This is a genomic window from Phenylobacterium sp. (assembly GCF_041919955.1).
GTDB lineage: Bacteria > Pseudomonadota > Alphaproteobacteria > Caulobacterales > Caulobacteraceae > Phenylobacterium.
The window spans coordinates 1-22261 of sequence record NZ_JAYRSU010000008.1; the positions used below are offsets into that span (position 1 = coordinate 1).

20 protein-coding genes and 1 pseudogene are annotated in these 22261 nt (G+C 66.1%); 6 read left to right on the plus strand and 15 right to left on the minus strand.

What is annotated here, in order from left to right:
• Positions 1-99: 99 nt before the first annotated feature.
• The 5 genes from ACE3T2_RS08860 to ACE3T2_RS08880 all read right to left on the minus strand — a co-directional run bounded on the left by ACE3T2_RS08860 (position 100) and on the right by ACE3T2_RS08880 (position 3313).
• The gene (locus ACE3T2_RS08860) at positions 100-477 is read right to left on the minus strand and encodes a hypothetical protein (RefSeq protein WP_374656760.1); all 378 of its coding nucleotides are present in this window, start codon (positions 475-477) and stop codon (positions 100-102) included.
• A gap of 86 nt (positions 478-563) precedes the next feature.
• Entirely contained in the window at positions 564-1217 is a 654-nt protein-coding gene (locus tag ACE3T2_RS08865) for an N-acetyltransferase family protein (RefSeq protein WP_374656761.1), read from the minus strand.
• A gap of 48 nt (positions 1218-1265) precedes the next feature.
• The gene (locus ACE3T2_RS08870; protein ID WP_374656762.1) at positions 1266-2156 is read right to left on the minus strand and encodes a phytanoyl-CoA dioxygenase family protein; all 891 of its coding nucleotides are present in this window, start codon (positions 2154-2156) and stop codon (positions 1266-1268) included.
• Positions 2157-2273: 117 nt separating this feature from the next.
• On the minus strand, positions 2274-2801 hold the full coding sequence (locus ACE3T2_RS08875) for an aminotransferase class III-fold pyridoxal phosphate-dependent enzyme (RefSeq protein WP_374656763.1): 528 nt from the start codon (positions 2799-2801) through the stop codon (positions 2274-2276).
• Entirely contained in the window at positions 2693-3313 is a 621-nt protein-coding gene (locus ACE3T2_RS08880; protein WP_374656764.1) for an NAD(P)-binding domain-containing protein, read from the minus strand. Before ACE3T2_RS08880 ends, ACE3T2_RS08875 begins: the two co-directional genes overlap by 109 nt.
• A gap of 275 nt (positions 3314-3588) precedes the next feature.
• Between ACE3T2_RS08880 and ACE3T2_RS08885 the strand changes: the two genes are divergently transcribed.
• Complete coding sequence (locus ACE3T2_RS08885; protein WP_374656765.1) at positions 3589-5028, plus strand: sulfotransferase; 1440 nt, start codon at positions 3589-3591, stop codon at positions 5026-5028.
• On the opposite strand, the gene ACE3T2_RS08890 is transcribed toward ACE3T2_RS08885, so the two are convergent.
• The gene (locus ACE3T2_RS08890; RefSeq protein WP_374656766.1) at positions 4968-5474 is read right to left on the minus strand and encodes a TonB-dependent receptor plug domain-containing protein; all 507 of its coding nucleotides are present in this window, start codon (positions 5472-5474) and stop codon (positions 4968-4970) included. The two genes, ACE3T2_RS08885 and ACE3T2_RS08890, sit on opposite strands and share 61 nt — an antisense overlap.
• A gap of 491 nt (positions 5475-5965) precedes the next feature.
• On the opposite strand from ACE3T2_RS08890, the gene ACE3T2_RS08895 reads away from it, so the two are divergent.
• Complete coding sequence (locus ACE3T2_RS08895) at positions 5966-6751, plus strand: SDR family NAD(P)-dependent oxidoreductase (RefSeq protein WP_374656767.1); 786 nt, start codon at positions 5966-5968, stop codon at positions 6749-6751.
• Positions 6752-6811: 60 nt separating this feature from the next.
• On the plus strand, positions 6812-7624 hold the full coding sequence (locus tag ACE3T2_RS08900) for a TetR/AcrR family transcriptional regulator (RefSeq protein ID WP_374656768.1): 813 nt from the start codon (positions 6812-6814) through the stop codon (positions 7622-7624).
• Here ACE3T2_RS08900 and ACE3T2_RS08905 read toward each other — a convergent pair.
• Positions 7615-8571 (minus strand): aminotransferase class IV, encoded by a 957-nt coding sequence (locus tag ACE3T2_RS08905; RefSeq protein ID WP_374656769.1) that lies wholly within the window; start codon positions 8569-8571, stop codon positions 7615-7617. The two genes, ACE3T2_RS08900 and ACE3T2_RS08905, sit on opposite strands and share 10 nt — an antisense overlap.
• 171 nt (positions 8572-8742) lie before the next feature.
• Positions 8743-10050 (minus strand): MFS transporter, encoded by a 1308-nt coding sequence (locus ACE3T2_RS08910; RefSeq protein WP_374656770.1) that lies wholly within the window; start codon positions 10048-10050, stop codon positions 8743-8745.
• Positions 10051-10323: 273 nt separating this feature from the next.
• Between ACE3T2_RS08910 and ACE3T2_RS08915 the strand changes: the two genes are divergently transcribed.
• A complete protein-coding gene (locus tag ACE3T2_RS08915; protein WP_374656771.1) occupies positions 10324-11073 on the plus strand; it encodes a TetR/AcrR family transcriptional regulator in 750 nt (249 codons plus the stop codon).
• A 228-nt stretch (positions 11074-11301) separates the two neighbouring features.
• Positions 11302-12504, plus strand: a complete 1203-nt coding sequence (locus ACE3T2_RS08920) for an MFS transporter (RefSeq protein WP_374656772.1) — start codon at positions 11302-11304, stop codon at positions 12502-12504.
• 36 nt (positions 12505-12540) lie between these two features.
• Here the strand turns inward: ACE3T2_RS08920 and ACE3T2_RS08925 are convergent, their stop codons facing one another.
• The 3 genes from ACE3T2_RS08925 to ACE3T2_RS08935 form a co-directional block, all read right to left on the minus strand.
• Positions 12541-13389, minus strand: coding sequence for a phytanoyl-CoA dioxygenase family protein (locus ACE3T2_RS08925; protein ID WP_374656773.1), 849 nt, complete (start codon positions 13387-13389; stop codon positions 12541-12543).
• Between the two features lie 74 nt (positions 13390-13463).
• Entirely contained in the window at positions 13464-14993 is a 1530-nt protein-coding gene (locus ACE3T2_RS08930) for a flavin-containing monooxygenase (RefSeq protein WP_374656774.1), read from the minus strand.
• 91 nt (positions 14994-15084) lie between these two features.
• Complete coding sequence (locus tag ACE3T2_RS08935; protein ID WP_374656775.1) at positions 15085-15978, minus strand: phytanoyl-CoA dioxygenase family protein; 894 nt, start codon at positions 15976-15978, stop codon at positions 15085-15087.
• Positions 15979-16509: 531 nt separating this feature from the next.
• On the opposite strand from ACE3T2_RS08935, the gene ACE3T2_RS08940 reads away from it, so the two are divergent.
• On the plus strand, positions 16510-17256 hold the full coding sequence (locus tag ACE3T2_RS08940) for a TetR/AcrR family transcriptional regulator (RefSeq protein WP_374656776.1): 747 nt from the start codon (positions 16510-16512) through the stop codon (positions 17254-17256).
• A 14-nt stretch (positions 17257-17270) separates the two neighbouring features.
• On the opposite strand, the gene ACE3T2_RS08945 is transcribed toward ACE3T2_RS08940, so the two are convergent.
• The 4 genes and pseudogenes from ACE3T2_RS08945 to ACE3T2_RS08960 form a co-directional block, all read right to left on the minus strand.
• Positions 17271-19340 (minus strand): PQQ-dependent dehydrogenase, methanol/ethanol family, encoded by a 2070-nt coding sequence (locus ACE3T2_RS08945; RefSeq protein WP_374656777.1) that lies wholly within the window; start codon positions 19338-19340, stop codon positions 17271-17273.
• 11 nt (positions 19341-19351) lie between these two features.
• On the minus strand, positions 19352-19672 hold the full coding sequence (locus ACE3T2_RS08950; protein ID WP_374656778.1) for a 2Fe-2S iron-sulfur cluster-binding protein: 321 nt from the start codon (positions 19670-19672) through the stop codon (positions 19352-19354).
• A gap of 93 nt (positions 19673-19765) precedes the next feature.
• Complete coding sequence (locus ACE3T2_RS08955) at positions 19766-21010, minus strand: nitrate/nitrite transporter (RefSeq protein WP_374656893.1); 1245 nt, start codon at positions 21008-21010, stop codon at positions 19766-19768.
• A pseudogene (locus tag ACE3T2_RS08960) lies at positions 21002-22253 on the minus strand (cytochrome P450); the annotation flags it as partial. The pseudogene ACE3T2_RS08960 and the gene ACE3T2_RS08955, both read right to left, overlap by 9 nt.
• Between the last annotated feature and the right edge of the window lie 8 nt (positions 22254-22261).

The window sequence follows — 22261 nt, forward strand, 5'->3', positions numbered from 1 at the left end:
GCGCCAAGCCCGCACCCTCCAGGTGATCCATGAAACGCGCCCCTCGCAGCCGTCAACGCCATGATTTATATGCGAAATATCACGATTACGACAGCGAAATCAGCGACTTACTTGGAGAATGTGGGATGAGGTGTCCTGGTGCCACGGCGAGCGCCCGGCCTTGCCGCCTTTCTTGATGAACAGCTCCTCGCCGACGAACCAGACGTGCTCGGTATCCCACAGGGACGCGACGAACTCGGCGAGACCAAGGTCCTTGATCGCCGCCAGATGGACATCGCGGTTGGCCGGATTGCCATAGTCGTTGAAGTGCTCATCCGGCGTGCCGGCATAGGCCAGGCCGTGCTGGGGGCTGGGATGCGTGACCCCATGGTCGAACGCCTGACGCATCCTCCTCAGGCGTTCGCCTGAAAACAGGCCGCGGACGACGATCGCGCCGTCTTCCGCCAGGTCACGCTTCTGCTGCTCGGTCGCGAACATGGTCACCCTCACGAATTAAAAGAACGATTGTTATGCATAATGGCGTCCAAGGGCGGCGTCCATCCTTTCTGCAGGGGCGCAGCGCCTTACGAAGGTTTGAGGTCGAGAACGCAGAGGCTCATGCCCGCCGTCGCCTCGGGATCGCTGTCGCGGCCGATAACGCCGCGCTCCACCAGGGCGTCATGCACGTCATGATCAATCCATCGATCAAGCCGTTTGAAGCCGCGCGAGAGGTAGGCCTGCTCGCTCTGGCCACCCATGTAGCGCGAGACCCGTTTGTCGGCAGGCACGGCCTTGGCGACGATCGCCTCGAAGCGTTGCGATCGCGCCCAGGCGATCAGCTCGTCGAGCAGGGCCAGACCGAGGCCATGCCCCTGATAGCGAGCGTCACGCGCCATTCCGTCCGTCAACTGGCCGACGTGATAGCAATAGACGCAGAGCGTCTGCACCGGGAGATTCGGGGCCCGGCCCTCGAAGTCGCCCCAATAGTCCGGACTGAACATTCCAGTGGCGGAACGCTGGTTCGGCTGGTGGCGCCTGAACTGCAGCTGAGCGACATGCTGGGCGCCGTCGAAGGCGAGGATCGCAGCCGCCCCAAGAGCGCCTAGCCGCCCGAGCAGCTCGGTCGGCCGGCCGTGGCAGTCGAGCGGCACCGTTCCCAGGTCATCGACCGTCATCGGCCGAAAGCTGATCGGGTTCAGGCCGACGGACTTGTGGCCATCTTGGACGCAGCACTGCATCGGCAAGCTCCGGTGAGCATGGGGGCCTGAAGAGCCCATCGGCCTGGTTCAGAGTTCGAGGTATTCCTCGAGCGGCTTAGATCGGACGCGCAGGAGGAAGCCCGGCGCCTCGTCGCGGAGCGGCGGCGAGTGAAAGCCCAGCATCGCCTGAACCTGGCGGGGATAGGTCCGAACTTCGTCCACGGTGATGATGAACGGCCAAGCTTCCTCGGACACCAGGAACCCGATGGAGAAGGCGGTCGAGATGACGCGCCGCGGCCGGTCCTTGGTGACATTGGCGCCGCCGCCGTGGCTCACGCGCCCGGTAAAGAAGAGAAAGTCGCCCGCCTTCATTGTCGCGGGAATTGTCTGCCCCGGCTGCCCGACATCGCCAAAATCGTCCCACAGGTGACTTCCCGGGATCACACGGGTCGCGCCCATCTCCTCGGTCACGTCGGTCAGGGCCAGAAGCGTATTGCAGACCAGTTCGACGCCGCGCGGCGAGTTGATGCCCAGGGAGTCGGCATAGGCGCCGCCGTCGCGGTGCAGCGGCTGGGCCGCTTCGCCCGGCCAGATTTCGATGGCCTGCGACGAGAACATGGAGTGCGAGCCCAGCCGTCCCGGCAGGATGGCGGCCACGTATTGCGCGAGCAGCGGATGAGCCAGGAAGGCGTCGCGATAGGTGGCGCTGTATTTCACGCAATGCTGGAGGCGCTTGGTGCTTCGGCCGTAGAAATCCTGGATGTAGTTTCCCTCGCCCTCTCCGAAGGTCCCCTGGGGCATCGGCCCCATCTCGGCGTCCAGTTCCGCATTGACCGCCGCGACCTGCTCGCCGGTCAGCGCGCCGGTCAGGATCACGCCGCCGTCACGCTGCAGGACCTTGAGCACCTCTGCCGGATCGGCGCCGAACGGCAGCCTTTGGAAATCGATCGCCTGGGACTGAAGGGTTTGAGCGGTCATGTCGACGCGTCCTTGCGCGAGAAAGGGAGGGATCGCGCCCACGACTGCCGAGCGCCCCTGGACGGAGAGCGAGCGACGACGGGCTGGCCGAGCAGCGCCCCGTCGCCCCCTCGTGGCTTAGTGGCGCCCCAGCAACTCAACGAGCTTGGCGTGGGGCTTGAGGTCGTCGCGCCTGGCCTTGACCGCTGCGAACGCTTCGTCGGTCACGCTCAGGGTGGCGGCGATGTCGTCCAGGGTGTGGGCGCTGGAGACGAACATGTTGTGGTAGGGGTGAAGGAAGACCCCGCGCTTGATCGCCTCCGCCGTCCAGCCATAGCCCAGGCGGAAGTCCGGATCGTCCTCGAAGAAGATCTGCGCCATCTGCACCGGGCCGGTCTGGCGCAGCGTGAAGCCATGACTGGCCGCCTGCTGCTGCAACCCGTCACGCAGCCGCTGGCCGCTCGCGACAAGGCGCTCCAGGTAGTCGGTTTCGCGGATCTGCTTCAGCGTTTCCAGCGCCGCGGCCATCGCCGTGGCGCCGTACCAGAACGACCCAGTCACGAAGATTTCCTCGGCGCCCTTGCGCGTCGAGGCGGAGCCCAGCACCGCAGAGATCGAATAGCCGTTGGCGAAGCACTTGCCCCAAGTCGAGAGGTCCGGGGCCACGCCATAGGCCGCCCAGGTGCAATGGCGGCATCAGCCCCAAGATTGACCGCCGCGCCGCCAAGCCCCCTGATGACATCTGCCTGCCGCTCCCAGACTCCCTCGTCGCCGGCGCACAGTATCAACGCCTCGGCCTGGCCGATCTCGGCCGGGTAGCGTTGCAGCGTGCCGCTGAAGAAACGCCCGCCGACAGCCTCGACCGCCCCCTTCAAGGCGCGAACCTGACGCGGACTCCCGGTCACCAGATTGATGAAATCCACTCTGGCGAGTCGAGCGCCCGAGGCGCCTACGGCGGCCTCGACCTCCGCTGTCGAGGCGGTGATGGCGATCACGACGTCGGCGGCGGCGAACAGAGCCGCTGGCGTCTCCACCCATTCGGCCCCAGCGTCGACAAGCGGCGCGGCCCTGGCGGCCGTGCGGTTCCAGACCACGACCGGGCTTCGCATTTCCAGAAGGCGCGCCGCAATGGCCGAGCCCATGAGGCCAAGCCCCATCACACCGATCGTCTTCGTCATGGTTGCGATTTCCCCAAGCAGGCCGCCAGCAGCGCGGTCGGCCCCTTTGAGCCAGGCGCCGGTCAGGGCATCGCGACGTGAACAGCATCGAGGCGCATCGTCAACGAAATATGATATTTATCGTGTAATTTTGCGCACAAGTCGCGCACCCGACCTGCATTCAGGAAAATTGCCTGTTCTAGATGGATAATTGTCGCCCTACAGTCAGCGTGCCGACCGCTGCGCGACCAGTCGCAACCACCATAGAGCGCCTAAGCCGAAGGACTGCCGCCGTCATGACCGATCCGTTCCGACTGGACGCAGCAGCCGGCCAGTTGCTTCGCGCCGGCAAGCCCGCCGAGGCCCTCGCCCTGCTCCGCTCCCGACCTGCGCCGACCCAGGCGTTCGGATTGTCGAGCGCACTGGAACTCGAAGCGCTGATCGCGCTTGGACGTCGCCGGGAGGCCAGAGCGGCCCTCGACGCCGCCCTGACCGTCAAAGAACCGACACCGGACGCTCTGGACGCCCTCGCCTTCTTCGCACGTCAACTGGAACTGCACGACGTCTCCAACCGGCTCTACCAGCGCACGGTCGAGCTCGCCCCGCTCGATCCCAGATACTGGTTCAACCTCGCCACCAGCGAGCGCAGCCTTGGACGCCTGGAAGCGGCGGCGGACGCCTGCAACCGCGCCCTGGCGCTCGACCCCGATCATCGCGCAGCCCTATTGCTGCGCTCGGAAGTGTCGCGCGCCACAGCGAGCGCCAATCATGTGGACGACCTGAAGGCCCGGCTGGAGCGACGGCTCCCGCCGGGCGACGAGATCGTTTTCGCCTACGCCCTCGGCAAGGAACTCCATGAGCTCGGGCGCTACGATGAGGCCTTCGGAGCTTTCGCCCGCGGCGCGGCCGCCCGGCGCCGCGCTCTCCAGTACGACGTGCGGCAGGACGAGTTGAAGCTGCAGCGCATTGCAGCAGCGTTTTCGCACGCGCCGCCCCAGCCCCCCCCACTGCCCCCCGGCCGGCACATCTTCATCGTCGGCCTGCCACGGTCGGGGACGACCCTGACGGAACGGATTCTGGGCGGCCTGCCGAACGTCCGCTCGAACAACGAGACGGACAACGTCTCGACCGCGTTGATGCGCTGGACGCCTCAAGGACCGGACGACGTGTTCGAGCGCGCCGCCAGGGCCGATTTCGTTCGCATGGGGCAAGACTATGAAGCCTTGGCGGACCTCGACGACTTCAAAGGCAAGATCATCGAGAAGCTGCCGTTCAACTTTCTCTATGTCGGGGCGATCCTGCGGGCGCTGCCCGACGCCTCGGTGGTCTGGTTGCGCCGCCACCCGATCGACAGCTGTTTTGCAATGTTCCGCACACTGTTCGGCGCAGCCTACCCGTTCAGCTACGACTTCGAGGAGCTGGCGAGGTACTTCGCAGCCTACGAACGGCTGATGGCGCATTGGGTGAACCTCCACCCCCACCGCATACTGCCGGTCGAATACGAGCAGTTGGTCGCCGCGCCGGAGGCGATCGCGCCGCAGCTTGCCAAGCACTGCGGGCTGCCATGGGACGCCTCAGCGCTTGAGATCAGCCGCAATCGCTCGGCGTCGTTGACGGCAAGCGCGGCCCAGGTGCGCGGGGGCATCTATCAGTCTTCGTCGGGCATTTGGCGGAGCTACGGAGCGCACCTCCAGCCGCTGGCCGATCTATTGGCGAGGCAGGGCGTCACGCTCTGACCGCGCCGCCATCGCCGATAAGAAAAGCGGCCCGGAACGTGTCCGGACCGCAAGGGCGACGTCGACAATCGACGCGGGGAGAAAGAGGTTCGCCGTGGGCGACCAGAGGCGTTCAGGCCACGCATGATCTGACGCTGGGCGCCCATGAACTGCGAGCCGCTTGAGGTCACCACCAGGTTTGGCACCTGGCGCGACAGATCCTCTACAGTGGCCACGCCGGTGCGCGCGACCTGCGCCGCAGCGACCGCGGTGATGTTGTAGGGGATTTCCGTAACGTCCTGCGCGCGGCGAGCGGCGGTGACGACGACTTCATCGACGGTCGCGCCTTGTCCCGGCGCGGCTTCCGTCTGGGCGGCGGCGTGACCGCTCGCAATGACCATGAACAGGCCGCTCAGCGCCGACGCGCCGAGGAGCTGCCTCATTCGACTTTTGCTGTACTCCCGCACGTTTCCCTCCCGAAACCTACGGCGCTACCGAGTTCGCCCTCGTGGCGGAACCCGCTTTCGCAGCGCCAAGCGACCGCATCGCTAAGCGATTTTTATCAGTTTCACAAAAGATAAATCGAACAAAGATCGATAAAATTTCGCTTTGTGGCGTAGGCGCCTCGCGCACCGCCACTTGCGCGGCACATCGGCGGCGATTTGCACGCAAACTCCTCAGCCAGGAGGGAAAAGGGCAAAATTCCGTGTTTTTCGAGAAAATTCCACTCCAAAAGGTTCGATTGGCCGGGCGCGAGCCGGTGACAGCCGCCCCTTAACCGCTCTTGACGCAGATTTCCGTCAAGGCGATGGTCACGATTGAAATCGAATTTTTTGCAATATGTAACCGATATCGATTGAATCTAGTGCGGTCGACCGCGACCGCCGGATCGCGACACCAAAGGCACCGCCGGCGCGCCCGCGCCGTCCTGGCTCAAAAGACAAGGGGACCAAAACCAATGGCCGATCGAGACACCACGGTCCGGCAAATTCCTGCGCCGCTGCAAGGCAAGACCGCGCTCGTCACCGGCGGCACGCGCGGCATCGGACGGGGGATCGCGCTGTCGATGGCGGCCGCCGGGGCCTATGTGATCATTTCGGGGCGCGACGAAGCGAACGCCCAGTCCGCGGTCGCTGAAATCCGCGACGCGGGCGGCCGGGCCGACTATCTGGTGGCCGACCTCTTCGACGAGGCGGCTGTCGACGCCCTGGTGCCGCGGACGATTTCCGAGTTCGGCGGCCTGGACGTCCTGGTCAACAACGCCGGCATCGACGCGGACGCCCCGGCGCGCGCCTATCCGCTGTCCAGCTGGAAGCGGGTTATGTTCATGAACCTGGAGGCCCCGTTCCGCCTCTGCATGGCGGCCGGCGAACACTTCTTCGAACGGGGCGGCGGCGCGATCGTAAACATCGCCTCCGTTCTCGGTTCGGTCGCGACGGTGGAAGCCGTGGCCTATACGAGCGCCAAGCACGGCTTGCTCGGCCTGACCAAGAACCTCGCCATCGAATGGGCGCGCCATGGAATTCGCGTCAATGCGGTGGCGCCTGGCCTTATCCAGACCGACATGACCAAGGGCCTGTGGGAAAGTCCGGCCGGGGACGGCTATGTCGCCTCCCGCATTCCCGCCGGCCGGATCGGACAGCCGAAGGACATCGGGGCCGCGGTCGTCTTCCTCGCCTCCGACGCCGCCGACTTCATTCATGGCGAGAGCATCACCGTCGACGGCGGCTTCCTGGCCACCTGACTGCGCCCTGGAGCCGCTCGGGTCGCCGCGGCGGCCCGGGCCAACCGTTCTGGAGGTCCCATGCAGGCGCCCGCCCCGATCCCCGAAACAAGCAGGAAGAAGCGGCGCGCCTCACCGCGCCAGCCGTCACGCGGTCGCGGGCTGGCGCGCTATGCTGCGCTTCTGGACGCGGCCCACGACCTCCTCAAGCGGGAGGCGCCCGACGCCATCGGCCTCTATCAGATCGCCGAGCGGGCCGGCGTACCGCCTGCGTCGGCCTATCACTTCTTTCCGACCAAGGAGGCCGCCTATGTCGGCCTGGCGGAACGCTATTGTGACGAGATCGTGCGCATTCACAGCGTGCCGATCCCAGCCCGCGACATTGCGAACTGGCAGGACGTGTTTCGCATCGATCTGAGGCGGGCGATGGCCTATTTCAACAGCGAGCCTTCGGCCATGAAGATCCTCTACGGCGGCTACGGCGGCGTAGAGGCGCGGAACATCGACAAGATCTTCTCTCGCAAGCTCGCCCAAGCGAACTACAGCCGCCTCGACAAAATCTTCCACATGCCGGTCATGCGCGACGCGGAGAAGAAATTCGAGCTCCGCCTGGCGATCCTCGACAGCATCTGGGAGGTGTCTGTTCGCCGGCACGGGCATATCACCGAGGACTACTTCACCGAGGCGCTGGACGCCTGCAACGCCTACATCCGACTGTTTCTGCCAGAACATCTGGAACCACGGGAGATCCTGGTGCGCGCCATGGAGCGCGACGCCGTGGTCCATCTTCATCTTCCCGGCGACCAGATCGAGATTTCACCACGGGACATCGAACTGGAGCATTGGAATGGCGATGACGGGCCGAGCCCGCCACCGCCCTTCGCCTATTCGTAGTCGATGGCGAAGCTGTACTTCGGGTCGTAGTGGGCCTCCCAATAAGACTCCCAGACCTGACGGGTGATCGGCCCGACTTGGCCGCCCCCGACCGGTTGACCGTCGAGTTCTGTGATCGGCATGACCCCGCCTGCGGTCGTGCAGATGAAAATCTCGTCGGCATGGTAGAGCGCGTCCACCGGCACATAGGTCAGCTCGGCCTTGATCCCCTTGGCGGCGGCGATTTCCAGGACCGTGCGGCGGGTGACCCCTTCGAGCACGCCACGCGAAGGCGTCGTGAGCGCCCCGTCCCTGACCACGAAGATGTTGTATCCGCCGCCCTCGGTGATGTTTCCGTCCCCGTCCGGAAGCAGGGAATAGACCGCACCGCGATCCATGGCCTCAAGCCAGCCGCGTACGAAGTCGCCCCACTGCAGGTTCTTGATCGTCGGGTCCATAGCGCCCGGCGGCGTGCGGCGGACCGTCCGCGTGACGACCGCCTTGCCGCCCGTCGGATGAAGCTGCGGCGGCATCGCCCAGACGTAGGGCATGACCATCAGGTACAGGCTGTTTTCATAGCTTTGATACTCGCGAATGAACTTCAGGCCGCGCGTGACGATGAGCTCGACATAGGCGTCGCGGATGCCGCTCTTGACCACCATCTCGATGAGGGTCTTGCGGACGCTCTGGCGATCCAGCGGGATGCGAAGCCGCATCTTTTCGCAGCTTGCTTCGAGGCGATCGAGGTGATCGTCGAGGCGGAAGAAGCGCCCGTCCCAAACCGCGGGAACATCGTAGGTCAGGTCCGAGCGCAGGAAGCCCTGATCAAGGATCGGGATTCGCGCCTCCGCCAGCGGGTAGAGTTCCCCCTGGATCCAGGCCACGCCCCCGGCCAGCGGATTCTCAGACACCTCGAGCGCGCTCCGGCGCGCCTCGTGCGCTCCAAGCACCTTCTCCATCGAGTACATGGCCTTCTCCCGATCGCCCAGAAAATAGTCGTCAAATATCTACGATTATGACGAACGATGGCCAATCAAGGAGAAAATTTCAACACTAAAGTCGTCAATTATCGAATAATTTGGGACTGGCAGCGGGCTGCACCGGCTGCGGGCGCATTCCCTCCCGCAGCCAGCCAACAATCATTGGCTTGCGGGGGTCTGAACGGGCGCGGCCTGACGGCCAGCGGGCAGCGCCAGGCTGCAGATGGCGGCCGGCAGGTAGACAAGCGCCACAAAGACCAGGAAGCCGGAGGGGCCCAGATGGTCGAAGCTCCAGCCCGCGAGGCTTCCGCCCGCCGCGTAGCCGGCCTGCAAGGCGAAGTACCATCCGCCATAGGTCACGGGAAACACCGCGTCCCCGAACTGGCGTCGGGTGAGCGTGATCCAGAGGACCTCGCCGGCGCCGAAGGCGAAGCCGAGAGCGAGCGCGCCGGCCCCTGCGAGGATCACGCTCCGGCTCTCAGGGGCGAGCGCCAGGGCAAAGACGCCAAAGCTGATCGCCGCCACGATCGCCAGCGCGCTCCACCTCGCGTTGAAGCGGTCGAGCATCCAGCCGATCGCGACCGAGCCCGTCGTGCTCCCGCCGGCGGTCATCCCCAGCAGAGTCGCCGCAGCAGCCGGCGAGAAGTGCGCGCGCCGCAACAGCGCCAGCTCCTGGGTCAGGACGGCGATCGAAGCCATGCCGGCGCCGATCACCGCGACGAACATGCAGCCAGCCACCCACGGATTGATGGCTTTCACGTCGCCGGACTGGGTATTGCCCGACTCGCCGCGCGCCGTCCGCGCGCCGTCGATCTCGCGCGCGGCGATCGGGTCGCCGTCCAGGCCCAGCCCCATCTCCGTCGGCGACGATGGACCGCGCGACAGGAGCGAGATGGCCACGGCGACCGCCAGAAGGCCGCCGGCGACGACCAGCGTCGCCGGCCGCCATCCCAGCGTCAGAACCAGCGCCTCAGTGGCCGGTGAGAGGGCCAGTCCGCCGGTCGAACCCCCGGCCCAAACCAGGGCCATGGCTGTGGCAAACCGCCTGGAGAACCAGCGGGCCGTCAGCATCGGGACAGCCGCGATCGCGAGGACCTTGCCGAAACCCATGACGATGCGCAGCAGATAGAGCTGCCAGAATTCCGTGACGAAGATCAGGGAGGCCAGCACCAGCGCTTCGGCGCAGAGACCGAACAGGATCAGGCCCCATGGGCTGAAACGCCGCGTCAACGGGCCATAGAACAGCGCCAATGGAGCGACCAGCCACATCGCCGAAACGAGGCCGCCGGTTTGCGCCGCGCTCCACCCGTGCTCCTGAGCTAGGGGCTGGGCGACCACGATGAACGAATAAATGCTGGAGCCGAAGATCGCGAACGTACAGAGGAAGAGCGCCAGAACGACGCGCCATCCGAAGTAGACGCCACGCCCCAAGGACATCGACGCCGCCGCCGGCGGATATTCCGTCATGCCGCTTTCCTCCCTCAGGGTCGTTCGCCCCGTTTGCGCGACTAGTATCGTCGCGCCACACAGAAAGTCGACAAAATTTGGCTTATTCCGGACATTCGCAGATATTTTGAGCGAATTTGCGCATATATGTCGATTTTTATACAGACCAGGTGCAACCTGGACGAAGGCCTCGCCATGCAGCCCTGACCGCCCCAGGCCCGCATCCTCGGACCCCCAAGGGTTGCCGGGGAACGGCGATGCCGTTTAGCTCAGGCGCGAGGAGAGGAGACCTTGATGCCGAGTCCGACCACCGCTGACGACGGCGCCTCCAAGCGCAAGCGCCGCGAAGGGCCGCGGACGCCGTCGCGCGGCCGAGGGGTCGCGCGGTACGGGGCGCTGCTGGACGCTACGGAGGCCCTGCTTCAGGTCGAGAACCCCGACACCATCGGTCTGTATCAAATCGCCGAACAGGCGGGCGTTCCACCTGCTTCGGTTTACCACTTCTTTCCCACAAAGGAGGCGGCGTATGTCGCCTTGGCTGAGCGCTACCTCGAAGGCCTGATGGAGGTTCACCGCGCGCCGATCGAGGCCCGTCTGCTAGGCGGATGGCAGGACCTGCTGCGGATCGATTTCCGGCGGGCGATGGAGTTCTACAACGCCCGGCCGCCCATGAATAAGATTCTCTATGGCGGCTACGGGGGAATTGAGGCGCGCAACATCGACAAGCTGTTCTCCCTGAAACTGGCGAACGCGCACTACGATCGGCTGGACCGCATCTTCCATATGCCCTTCATGCGCAATCCCGGCGCCTTCTTCGAGAACCGCCTTGGAATCCTGGACGCGCTCTGGTCGATTTCGGTGCGTCGCTACGGCAGCATCACCGAGGAGTATCTCCTCGAAGCGCAGAGAGCCTGCAGCGCCTATACGCTGGTCTACCTCCCGCAATATCTCGAACCGCGCGAGTTGCTGGTCGAGGCCGCCGCGCGCGGCGAGGCGTTGACCCTGGCGTTCGACCTGCCGGCGCAGGACGAACCCGCGGCCTGAACCTGCCGCCAGGATGACTTGCACGTCGCCGCTGTGAGAGGGCGCCCGTCCCCGACGTCGCTCATTCGCCAAACCGCACAAGATGCTGCACGCCAGCGCAATGAGGCCTGCGTGGCCGCATTCAAATTCGATTTATTTCGATTAAATATCGACCTTCACCGCGAAAACCTATTGATGGAGATGAAAAAATAAAATTTCATCGACAAAACTCGGTGCGCCTCGGGGGTCATGGCTGTGCAGCAATCTGTCGATCTGGCCCAGGAGACCGCCCCGTCGCAGCGATCGGTGGACGCGCCGTCCGCCGTCGTTGCAGCGGCATACCTCATCGCCCTCAACCAACTGGTCGCGAACATCCAACCGCTGCTGCTGGGTGCGCTTGCGACGGATTATGGCTTGAGCGACCGACAGCTCGGCCATGTGAGCGCATTCTACGTCGGCGCAGTCACCCTGTGCACCTTGTCGGCTCCATTGTGGATCCGCCGGATCAACTGGCGCCTGGCCACGCTCGTATCCGTCGCAGGCTGCGTCGCGGCCTTCGCCTGGGGCGCGACGCTGAACGGCGTGGGGATGTTCCTCTTGCTGTTCGCCATCCTGGGCTTTGCGAAGGGCTTCTTCGGCGCCCCCGCGTTCGCCAGCCTCGGCGACGGTTCGAATCCTGACCGCGGCTACGGGCTGTCCACCGTGCTGCAAAGCCTGATCGCCGCGGGCGCGGCGGCTCCAGTGGCGAGCTACATCATTCCGACCTACGGTGTCAGGGGCCTCTTCATTTCACTCGCCCTCGTCTACGCTACCGGGATCGTGGCCGCGCGGTGGATGCCAGTCGGCGCGCGCTCGCCGCGTGCGGCAAGCCTGAGCCCCGCCGAACCCGGAGAAGCATTGCTGTCTTGGGCGGCCATTCCGCCCCTGGTCGCGGGGTTCGCCGTCGCGCTGTTCGCCGGAGGGATTCTGGCTTTCTGGTATTTCGTCGAACGGATCGGCGTCGCGCGCGGCGTGCCCGCACAGACCATCGGCCTGACCATCAGCCTGGCCGCTTTCGCTTCAATTCTCACCTCGGCGATCAACACCTGGCTGGGGGGCCGCGTACCGAGCCTTGCGTTCGTCGCCGCCGGGACGGCGCTGCTCCTGGCCTCCTACGCGGTTCTGCTCGTCCCGGGCGATCTGGCCTTTGTCGCCTGCAACCTGCTGTTCGCCCTCGGCTGGGGGTTTGCGCAGCCGGCCTACTGGACGATCGTCCGCAGGGTCGATCATACGGGGCGGCTGTTTGTGGCGGCTCCCGCCGCCTCTGGCGCCGCCGGCGTCGCCATCGGAATCTTCGCCGGGCCGGTGATCGAGTCGGGCGGATACTCCGGACTGATAGGCCTCAGCTCGGCGCTGATCGCGGCGGCCATCCTCTGCATCGTCGGCGTGCTGCGCTTTGCGGCGGCTCGCTGATCGGGTTCGCCGATCAGCGCCGTCGAGGCAGCCTGGCTAGTTCAGCAAAGTGATCGGGTCGACCATCTGCCCGTCCACCTCGACCCAGCCCATGTGATTGACGCCTGACGACCAGCCGAGCAGGCGCTGAATTGTCTCCGGATAGCTGGCCACGACGTCGCGCGACAGCGCCAGGTACATGTTCTCCTCCTGGCGGACATTGGCCGCATCGATCGTGATCGTCAGGCCGGTCCTTAGCTGGTCGGAGGTCGTGTTGGTCCCGCCGGCGTGATAACAGCTGCCGACGAACAGCAGCGCCGACCCGGACTTCATGATCGTGGGGCGGGCCTCCGACATTTTCGGGACGCGCTCGTCATCCCAAAGGTGGCTGCCCGGAATAACCAGCGTGCCGCCGTTCTCGGCGGTGAAGTCGGATATCGCCACCATGACCTGGAGGCGCGCCTCGCGGCCATAGGTCGGATGTCGCCAAAGGAAGGCCGTATCGTCCCGATGCAGCGGCTGGGCTCCCTGGCCGGGCCCGATCTGAATGAGCTGGGTCACGCCGATCCGAATGCCGGGATAGAACTCCCGCCTCTGGTCTCCCGCCCCGTAGACCACCGGCCGATTGATCAGCGCTTCGGCTACCGGAAGATATAGGGGGTGCGTGGCGACGTCGGCCATGCGACGCGAGTGGGCGAAGAGCGCGCTCATCCGCTTGGTCTGAGCGCCCGAAAAGGGATCCCCGCCCGTCGATTTCGCCGCCAGCTTCGGCAGCAGATCCGCTTTCAGTTCGGAGATCGTTTCCGCGGGGAGAAAGTCCTCGATGATGACTCCTCCATCGCGCTCGAGGATCGCCAGGACGTCCTGGGCGGTCGACGCCGCGGTCACCCTCTCGACTTCAGCCATGACAGTTCACTCCCCTACGGGCGGGCCGGCCAGACACGCCAATCAAACATCGTTAGTCGCGCTACCGCGACACATCAGACCGTTTCCGAGGATGCGCGCAGGACCTGCGCAGCAGCCTGGCCGTCATATCGGAAGGCGGGACCGTCCAGGTCGATCGCCGGAAAGGCTTCCTTGTCGGCCAGATAGTCCTGGCTATGGCGCCATTCGGGATGATCCAGGCTGCGCGGAAGTTGCGGTAGCGCGCGGGTCAGGTAGCCCGGATTGAAGTTCTCGGGGTCGATCCACGGTCGCCGCGGCAGACGATCGACGTCCGACGGCGGCGAGACCTCCACCCAATTGGCGCCCCGCGCATCGAGGTGCTCCAGCAGCCGGATCACGAACTGGGCCAACAGGTCCGAACGGAGCGTCCAGCTGGATCGGAAATAGCCGAACACCCAGGCGAGGTTCGGCAGGCCGCTGAACATCATGCCGCGATAGCCGACGCTGCTCGCGATATCGAAAGGCGCCCCGTCGACCGTAAAGGCGATGTCGCCGAAGACATTCATGTTGAAGCCGGTGGCCGCGATCACGACGTCCGCCGCCAGGGTCCGGCCTGACTTCAACAGCACTCCGTCGGGAACGAACCGCTCGATCTCGTCGGTGACCATGGCGGCGCGCCCGGCGCGGATCGCGTGCAGCATGTCGGCGTTCGGCAGGAAGGCCAGGCGCTGGCGCCAGGGCCGGTAGCTGGGCGAGAAGTGCGCCCGCGTGATCTCCGGCCCTACGATGGCTTCGACCGCCGCCAGCAGCTCGGCGCGGACCTCGTCGGGCGTATCGCGGCAACTGTCCGCGAGCGCAGCCTCCTGGGCGAGGATGTCGCGCCGTACGATTTCGTGGATCCAGGCCTCGTCGACTTTCAGCGCCCGCAGCCGATCGGCGAGCTCATTGCTGTTGTCGGCATAGGCGAAATAGGTCGGCGAGCGCTGCAGCAAGGTGGTTTCCGCGCAGGTCTCGGCGATGTTCGGAACGATGGTCGCCGCTGTCGCGCCCGACCCCACCACCACGACCTTCTTGCCGGCCAGATCGAGGTCGTCGGGCCACTCCTGGGCGTGCACCAGCCGGCCCGCGAAGTCGGCTTTACCTGGCCAATCGGGCATATGGCCTTCGCGATGGCGAAAGTATCCCTGGCACATGAACAGGAAGCGGCCGGTGAATACGCGGACGCCGCCATCCGCGGTCTCGGCGATCACCGTCCAGAGGCCCGCCTCGCTGCTCCATCGCGCGTCCGCTACGCGGTGGCCGAAGCGCATGTGGCGGCGCAGATCGTTCTCGTCCACCGCTTCGCTCAGATAGTTCAGGATCTCCGCCCCTGTGGCGATCGGAGGGCCCGACCACGGCTTGAACCCGTAGCCGAAGGTGTAGAGGTCGCTGTCCGACCGGATCCCCGGGAAACGGTTGGTGCGCCAGGTTCCCCCGAACGAGGCCTCCGCATCCAGGATAACGAAGCTCCGTTGCGGCGCATCGCGTCGCAGGTGATAGGCCGCGGCGATCCCGGAGATCCCCGCCCCGACGATCAGGACCTCAAAGTGCTCCGGCTTGGCCGCATCGGCGATCTGCGCGCTCATATTCGACAATTGTCCGCAATGCTGACGAAGCGGCGGCGCCGGCCTGAAAAAAGCCCGCAGGCGCCGCTGCGAGAAGGGTTCTCAGGCGCGCCTACAGCGCCAGATGCTCTTCCAGAGGCCGCGTATGGGCTCGCCACAGGAAGCCGGGCTGCTCGCCCTTGTAGGAGATCGAGCGGAACCCGAGGTAGGACTGCAGGCGCTGCGGGTAGGTCCGCGCCTCGTCCGCCGTGATGACATGCGGCCACGCCTCTTCACCCAGGATGATCCCGGGGCTGAACGCGGTCGACAGCACCCGGCGTCGCCGATCCTTCGTGACGTTGGCGCCGCCGCCGTGCAGCACCTTGCCGCTGATGCAGAGCACGTCGCCGGGGAACATGGTCGCCGGAATGGTCTGGGACTGTTCTCCCGGCGTCTCGTAAGATTCCCAGTGGTTGCTGCCGGGGATCACGCGGGTCGCGCCCATTTCCTCGGTGACGTCGGTCAAGGCCAGCAGGAAGTTGACCTGGAGATTCGGACCGCCGGGGCCGCCGACGCCGAGGACCTCCATCAGGCCGCCGCCATCGCGGTGCAGTTCCTGGGGCCGCTCGCCGGGATAGATCTCGATCCCGTGGCTCGCATACATCGTATGGCTCCCCGCCGGCCCCGGCATCATCGCAGCCAGATACTCCCGGATGATCGGTGCGTCGTAAAAGGCCTCCCGCAGGGTGCGGCTGTATTTGACGCAGTGGGCCAGGCGCTTGGTCTTGTGGCCCATGAAGTCGCCGACGAAGGTCTGTCCGCCATCCGAGAAATTGCCGCCCGCCAACCGATCGAACTCGCGGTCGAGATCGGCGTTGATCGCGGCCACCTCGGCCGCCGAGAGGGCGGCGGTCAGGATGACGCCTCCCTCCAGTTCGACGACGGCGGCGACCTCTTCGGCCGGCGCCCCGAACGGCAGGCGGCGCATGGTGGCCGAGGGGCGCGCGGAGACGGCGTTCTGGGACATGTCATTCAAACTCCATTGGAGATCAGATGGGGGCATGGAGATCGCGCACCGCGCCCGGCACTCGACAAAAATCGTATGGGGAAGCACTCGGCTTCTGACTCGAAAGCCCACGCCGGTCGGGCCGCCCCTTCACGGCCGCGCCGGGGAATCTCACCGTCATAATATTGATCCCAGGGGACAAAATGCCCACCGTCGACGGCCTTTTCATCTCGCGCGTATGGCCGGGACTGCAAGACGCCATGTGAGACCCTCAGCGAGTTTCTCCCGCTCCTGAAACTGATAGAAAATCAATTTAAATCGAATTTCAAGCGGTTCTTGAGCTTTTCAAAGAATAGCGAGCCGCGCCCACGCTCAGCGCCGGGGCGCGGCCCCACGCGGCGCCCAGCGCACGCCGCAGCCAATCCGCCTCACGAAGCACGAGCCGACAGCCCGCAGACGCGACCCAAGGCCTGAATTCTTGCCAAGTTGACGACTTTCCGCCATCTCAGACCGCAGGATAGTTGAATAATATCGAGTGGAGAGACTTGCAGGATGGGGACATCGGACGCCGCCGCGGGGAAGGAGACAAAGCCTCGCCGACGCGAAGGTCCGCGCACGCCGTCCCGCGGCCGGGGCCTGCTTCGGTTCAACGCGCTGCTGGACGCGACTGAGAGCCTGCTGCAGTCGACCAACCCGGACGAGATCGGTCTCTACCAGATCGCCGAGCGAGCCAACGTTCCGCCGCCGTCCGCTTACCACTTCTTTCCGACCAAGGAGGCGGCCTACGACGCCCTGGCCCAGCGCTTCATAGTGCAGTTGCTGGACGTCCACAGGACGCCTATCGAAGCGCGCCGCCTGAACAACTGGACCGACCTGTTCCTGATCGACATCGACCGCGGCCGCGCCTTCTACAATCGCCACCCGCCGGCGCTGAAGATCTTCTACGGCGGCTATGGCGGCGTGAACGCCAAGAACATCGACCGGATCGCGGCCGACAAGATCTCGACCTCGAACTACGACCGCATGAACCGCGTCTTCCACATGCCGATCCTTAGCGACACCCATCGCCTGTTCGAAGTGCGCCTGGGAATCCTCGACGCCATATGGACCCTGTCGGTGCGTCGCCACGGCTACATCACCCAGGACTATCAGGATGAAGCTGTGGAGGCGTGCCTGGCCTATAGCCGCGTCTACCTGCCGGCCCGGATCGAACGACGCGGCTCGTTGATCCAGGCCGCAGAGCGCGGGGAGAGCGTTACACTGCCCTTCGAGCCGAGCGCCGACGAACTGGAAGCCTAACTGCGCCGCACCGCTCATCGCCCATGGGTGAACATCTGAGCGTGGGCCGGCGGGGGCCGGCGCGCTTCGGCCAGCAGATAGGCGCGCAGATCTTCGACATCGGTTTCGTTGAAGTAGCGCCGGAACGAAGCCATGCCCTGGGTCGAGAGCGCGCCCTCCAGGACGATCGCGCGGAACCCTTCAGGCTCCAGAATCGCCGAGGAACGCGCCAGGACCGGGAAGAACTGTTCGGCTCCGTGACACGTCACGCAGAACTGGTCGGCCAGCGCCTTGCCATGCGCGGGGTCCCCCTTCGACGGCGTGGCGGAACTGACGTCGAGGCGCGGCGCCACGAAGGGTTCAGGCAAGGCGGGCGGGCGGCCGTCTCCGCCAAGCTTGAAGACCAGAAGGCGTCCTTGCCTGCGCGGCTCTGGGCCGCCGATCGCGGCCGCGCCTCCATAGCCGACCATCAGAGCGACGAACTGCTCGCGGCCGACCGCGTATGAGATCGGCGGAGCGATGGCGGCCGCGCCCACGTCGACGCGCCACAGCTTTGCGCCGCTCGCCGCATCAAAGGCGATCAGGTCGTGGCCCGCGGCGTGAAACACCAGATCGCCCGCCGTCGCCAGCACCCCGCTGCGCCACGGCTCGGGAAAGTTCACGGTCCAGCGCGCGCGTTGCAGCACCGGATCCCAGGCGACGAGCGCGCCGCTCACGGGAGGTTCCCTGCCGTCCGCCGGCGGCGTCGCCGCCCCCTGCCCCATGTTCCATGCGCCAGGGACATAGGTGAAGCGGGCCGGGTCGCTGTAGCTCATGTGGAGGATCTGCGCCGGGATGTAGACGAGACGCCCCTTCGGATTGAAGGCCATCGGCTGCCAGTTGTGGCCGCCCAGCGCGCCTGGGGTCTGCAGGTTTTCCCTCAGATATCGCGCGTTCGCCGTCTCGACCGGCCGGCCGGTCCGGAGGTCGATGCGTTCGGCCCAATCGGCCGGGACATACTTCTCCGCCGAGAGCAGTCGCCCCGAGGCGGCGTCGAGAACGTAGAAGAAGCCGTTCTTGGGCGCCTGCATGACCACGCGGCGCTCGCGCCCGTCGATCGGCAGGTCCGCCACCATGATGTGCTGGGTCGCCGTGAAGTCCCAGCTTTCGCCCGGCGTGGTCTGGTAGTGCCAGACGTACTGTCCGGTGTCCGGCTTCAGCGCCACGATCGACGAAAGGAAGAGGTTGTCGCCGCGCCCGCCGGACCGGATCTTGTGGTTCCAGGGCGAACCGTTGCCGACGCCGACGAACAGAAGATCGAGCTTCGGATCGTAGGTGATAGCGTCCCACACCGTGCCGCCGCCGCCCGTCTGGCGCCACGCGCCCTCGCTCCAGGTCGAACCGGCTTTCTCGCGCAGGACGGCGTCAGAGGCCGCGCCATCGGCGCGCCCCTGGGGGTTGGGCGTGGTGTAGAAGCGCCAGACGAGCTTACCGCTCGCCGCGTCATAGGCCGAGACGTAGCCGCGGACGCCATACTCCGCGCCGCCGTTGCCGATGATGATCAGGCCCTTCACCGCCCGCGGCGCGCCGGTGATCGTGTAGGGCTGGCCGGTCGGCGTCGTCTGGACGCTCCAGGCCGGCGCGCCGGTCCGGGCGTCGAGCGCGATCAGCCGCCCGTCGAGGGTTCCGACATAGACACGCCCCTTCCACAGCGCCACGCCTCGGTTTACCGCGTCGCAACAGGCGTCGAAGCCCTTGGCGCCCAGGACTTTCGGATCGAAGGCCCAGAGCCGCTTGCCGGTCTTGGCGTCGAACGCCAGCACCTTGGACCAGGCCGTGGTCGTATAGAGGACCCCGTCCGCGACGAGCGGCGTGGCCTCCTGCCCCCGGTCCGTATCGAGATCGGCCCACCAGGCGACGCCCAGACGGACGACGTTGTCGCGCTTGATCGCATCGAGCGGCGAAAACCGCTGCTCGGCGTAGTCGCGGCCATAACTCAACCATTCGCCGGCCTTAGCCGCTTCGATGCGCCTGGCGTCAACGCCCTGACTGCAGGCGCAGAGCAACGACAGCGCCATGAGCGCCGCGCCGCCGATCAACCGTCGGACCTTCAGATTTCCCACCATCGCCAGCCCGATCAGTGCTGGCTTTGCGGAAGACGCACGACCAGGCCGTCCAGCGCATCGACGATCCGGATCTGGCATGAGAGCCGCGAGTTCTCTTCGACGCCCTCGGCGAACTCCAGCATGCTCTCCTCCATGGCCGTGCGGCCGCCGACCTTCGTGAGCCAGGCCGGCTCCACATAGACGTGGCACGTCGCGCAGGCGCAGGCGCCGCCGCAGTCGGCGTCGATGCCGGGGACGTTGTTCTTCACGGCCGCGTCCATGACCGTCAGGCCGGCGTTGGCCTCGACGACGTGCGCATCGCCACTGTGCTCGATGTAGGTGATTTTCGGCATGGAGCGTTTCGCCGCCCTCCAGGGGCGCGCCTCTTCAGTATCTGCAGGAGGTTGAATGGTTGCGGAAGGCGCCTCCCGGCGCCCTCCTGCGGTTCAGGGGCGGCCCGAGGCGAGACGGCGCCCCAGCACCATGAACGCGGCGAGGCTGACCGCCGCCGCGCCCGCGAACAGGGCGTAGAGCGGCATGAAGCCGTGCGCGCCGGTCAGCAGCGAGCCTGCCAGCATCGGCCCGAGCGCGCCGCCGACGGCGAGCGCAGCCGGCATCAGCACCGCCACATTGCCGCGGCCGTCCGACGAGGCGATCATCCCCATCTGATAGGCCATGGGGAAGTTCCACAGCCCCCCGGCCAGCACGACGCCGGCCAGATAGGCGCCGAGGCCCTGGCCCCACTGAAGCGCCGCAACACCGGCGATCGCCAGCAGCATCCCCACCGCCAGAGGCTTCGCACGCCCGAGCTTGTCTCCCAGGAAGGCGGCCGCGAGGCCCGCCACGCCGCTGACCACCAGGGTGGCGGTCAGGACGCCGTCGGCGGCCTGCGGGCTGACGCCGAACGTCGGGGCGAGTTCGGAGATGAACGCCCAGAGCGCGGCCAGGCCTGCGAAGGCGACGAACAGCGCCGACAGCCCGAGCCAAGGCGCCCAATCGCGCAGGACCGGCGAGCGGCCGCCGGCCAGACGCTGCATCGCAAAGCGTCGCTCGGGCGGGGTGAGCGCGCGGCCGGCCGGCATTCCGCGAAGTCCGCAGAGCGTCGCCACGCCAACCATGCCGGCCAGGGTCAGGACCGCGCCGGAGAACCCCCATCGCGCGGTGACGAACGTCGTCAGGGCCAGCAGGGCGACGATGGCGAGCCCCACCTCGCCTGCGAGCTTGAAGCCGAACGCCTGGTCAGGCCGATGATGTTCCGAGACCACGGCGATGCAGACGGTGTAGAGCACCCCCAGGCCGGCCCCGGCGATCACCAGGGCCGCCAGCAGCACCGCGTAGGATCCTACCGCCGCGCAACTCGCCAGGCCCGCCACAGATAGGGCCGAGGCGCCCGCCACCAGGCGGCGCCAGTTGAACCGGTCGATCCATAGGTTCGAGGTCGTTGCGACGAGCGCGAAACCCGCCAGGTAGCTGGAGCCGACCAGTCCGATCTGGTTCTCATGAAGACCGAAGCGGGCCGCAGCGGCGACCAGCAGCGCCGGCATCAGGTTGAAGAGCAGCGCCGCGGCCGCCGATACCGCCGTGGCCGAGGCCAGGACCGTCTTGGACTGCCGATAGAGCGTCGGCCGCTCGACCGGCGGCGGCGCTTCGGCCGGCGCCGAGCGGGCTGGCAGCGCGCTCGAAGCCGGAATGCGGACCGGGAGGCTGGTGTAGCCTTTGACGAATGGCGTGGCCGGGCGAACGGGCTCGCCCATGACCTCGATCACCGGGTAGCGTTTGAGAATCTCTTCCCAGACGATGCGCAACTGCATCTCGGCAAGGCGGTTGCCCACGCAGCGATGGATGCCGAAGCCGAACGACATGTGCTGGCGCGGTCGCTCGCGGTCGATGATGTAGCGGTCGGGGTTCTCGATCACCGTCTCGTCACGGTTGCCCGAGACGTACCACATGACCACCTTGTCGCCCTTCTTGATGGTCTTGCCGCCGAGTTCGGTGTCCCGCGTCGCCGTTCGCCGCATGTGCGCGAGCGGCGTCTGCCAGCGAACCGTCTCGGAGACCATGGACGGGATCAGCTCGGGATGATCGCGCAGCTTCTGGTACTGATCGGGGTTCTGGTTCAGCGCCAGGACGCTGCCGGTCATGGTGTTCCGGGTCGTGTCGTTGCCGCCGACGATCAGGAGAATGACATTCCCCAGATACTCCATCGGCGACATGTTCCGGGTGGCCTCGCCGTGCGCCAGCATGGAGATCAGGTTGAAGGCCGGCTCGGCGTTGACCCGTTCGTTCCACAGGCGGACGAAGTAATCGAGGCACTCCATCAGGACTGCGGTCTGCTCCTCGACCGTCTCCACCAGCGCCCCGGGCGCCGGCAGGGTCGTGGCGACGTCGGACCAGTAGGTGAGCTTGCGTCGGTCCTCGAACGGAAAATCGAACAGGGTTCGCCAGCATCTGGGTCGTCAGCTCGATGGAGACCCTGTCGACCCAGTCAAACGTCTCGCCGATGGGCAGCTCGTCCAGGATCTTCGCTGCGCGTGACCGGATCAGATCTTCCATCCGCGCGAGATTGGCCGGGGCCACGATGGGCGCGACCACCTTGCGCTGGTGATCGTGCTTGGGCGGGTCCATGGCGATGAACATCGGCAAGGCGTCCTTCGACAGGTCGTCGAGGATGGCGATGCCGCCGTAGCGGATGTCGGATGAGAACGCCTCGTGGTTGGTGTCGACCGCCATGATGTCGTTGAACTTCGTCACCGACCAATAAGGACCGAACTGGCTCTTCGGGCAGAAGTGAACCGGGTCCTCGGCCCGCAGCCGCGCGAAGTAGGGCCAGTGGCTGTCGGTCCGCCAAAGCTCCGGATTACTGACGTCGATGTCCTCGAGCGCGATTGCAGCCGCATCCAGGCTCTCGCGGGCGACAGCGCCATCGTCTGCCATGGGTCATG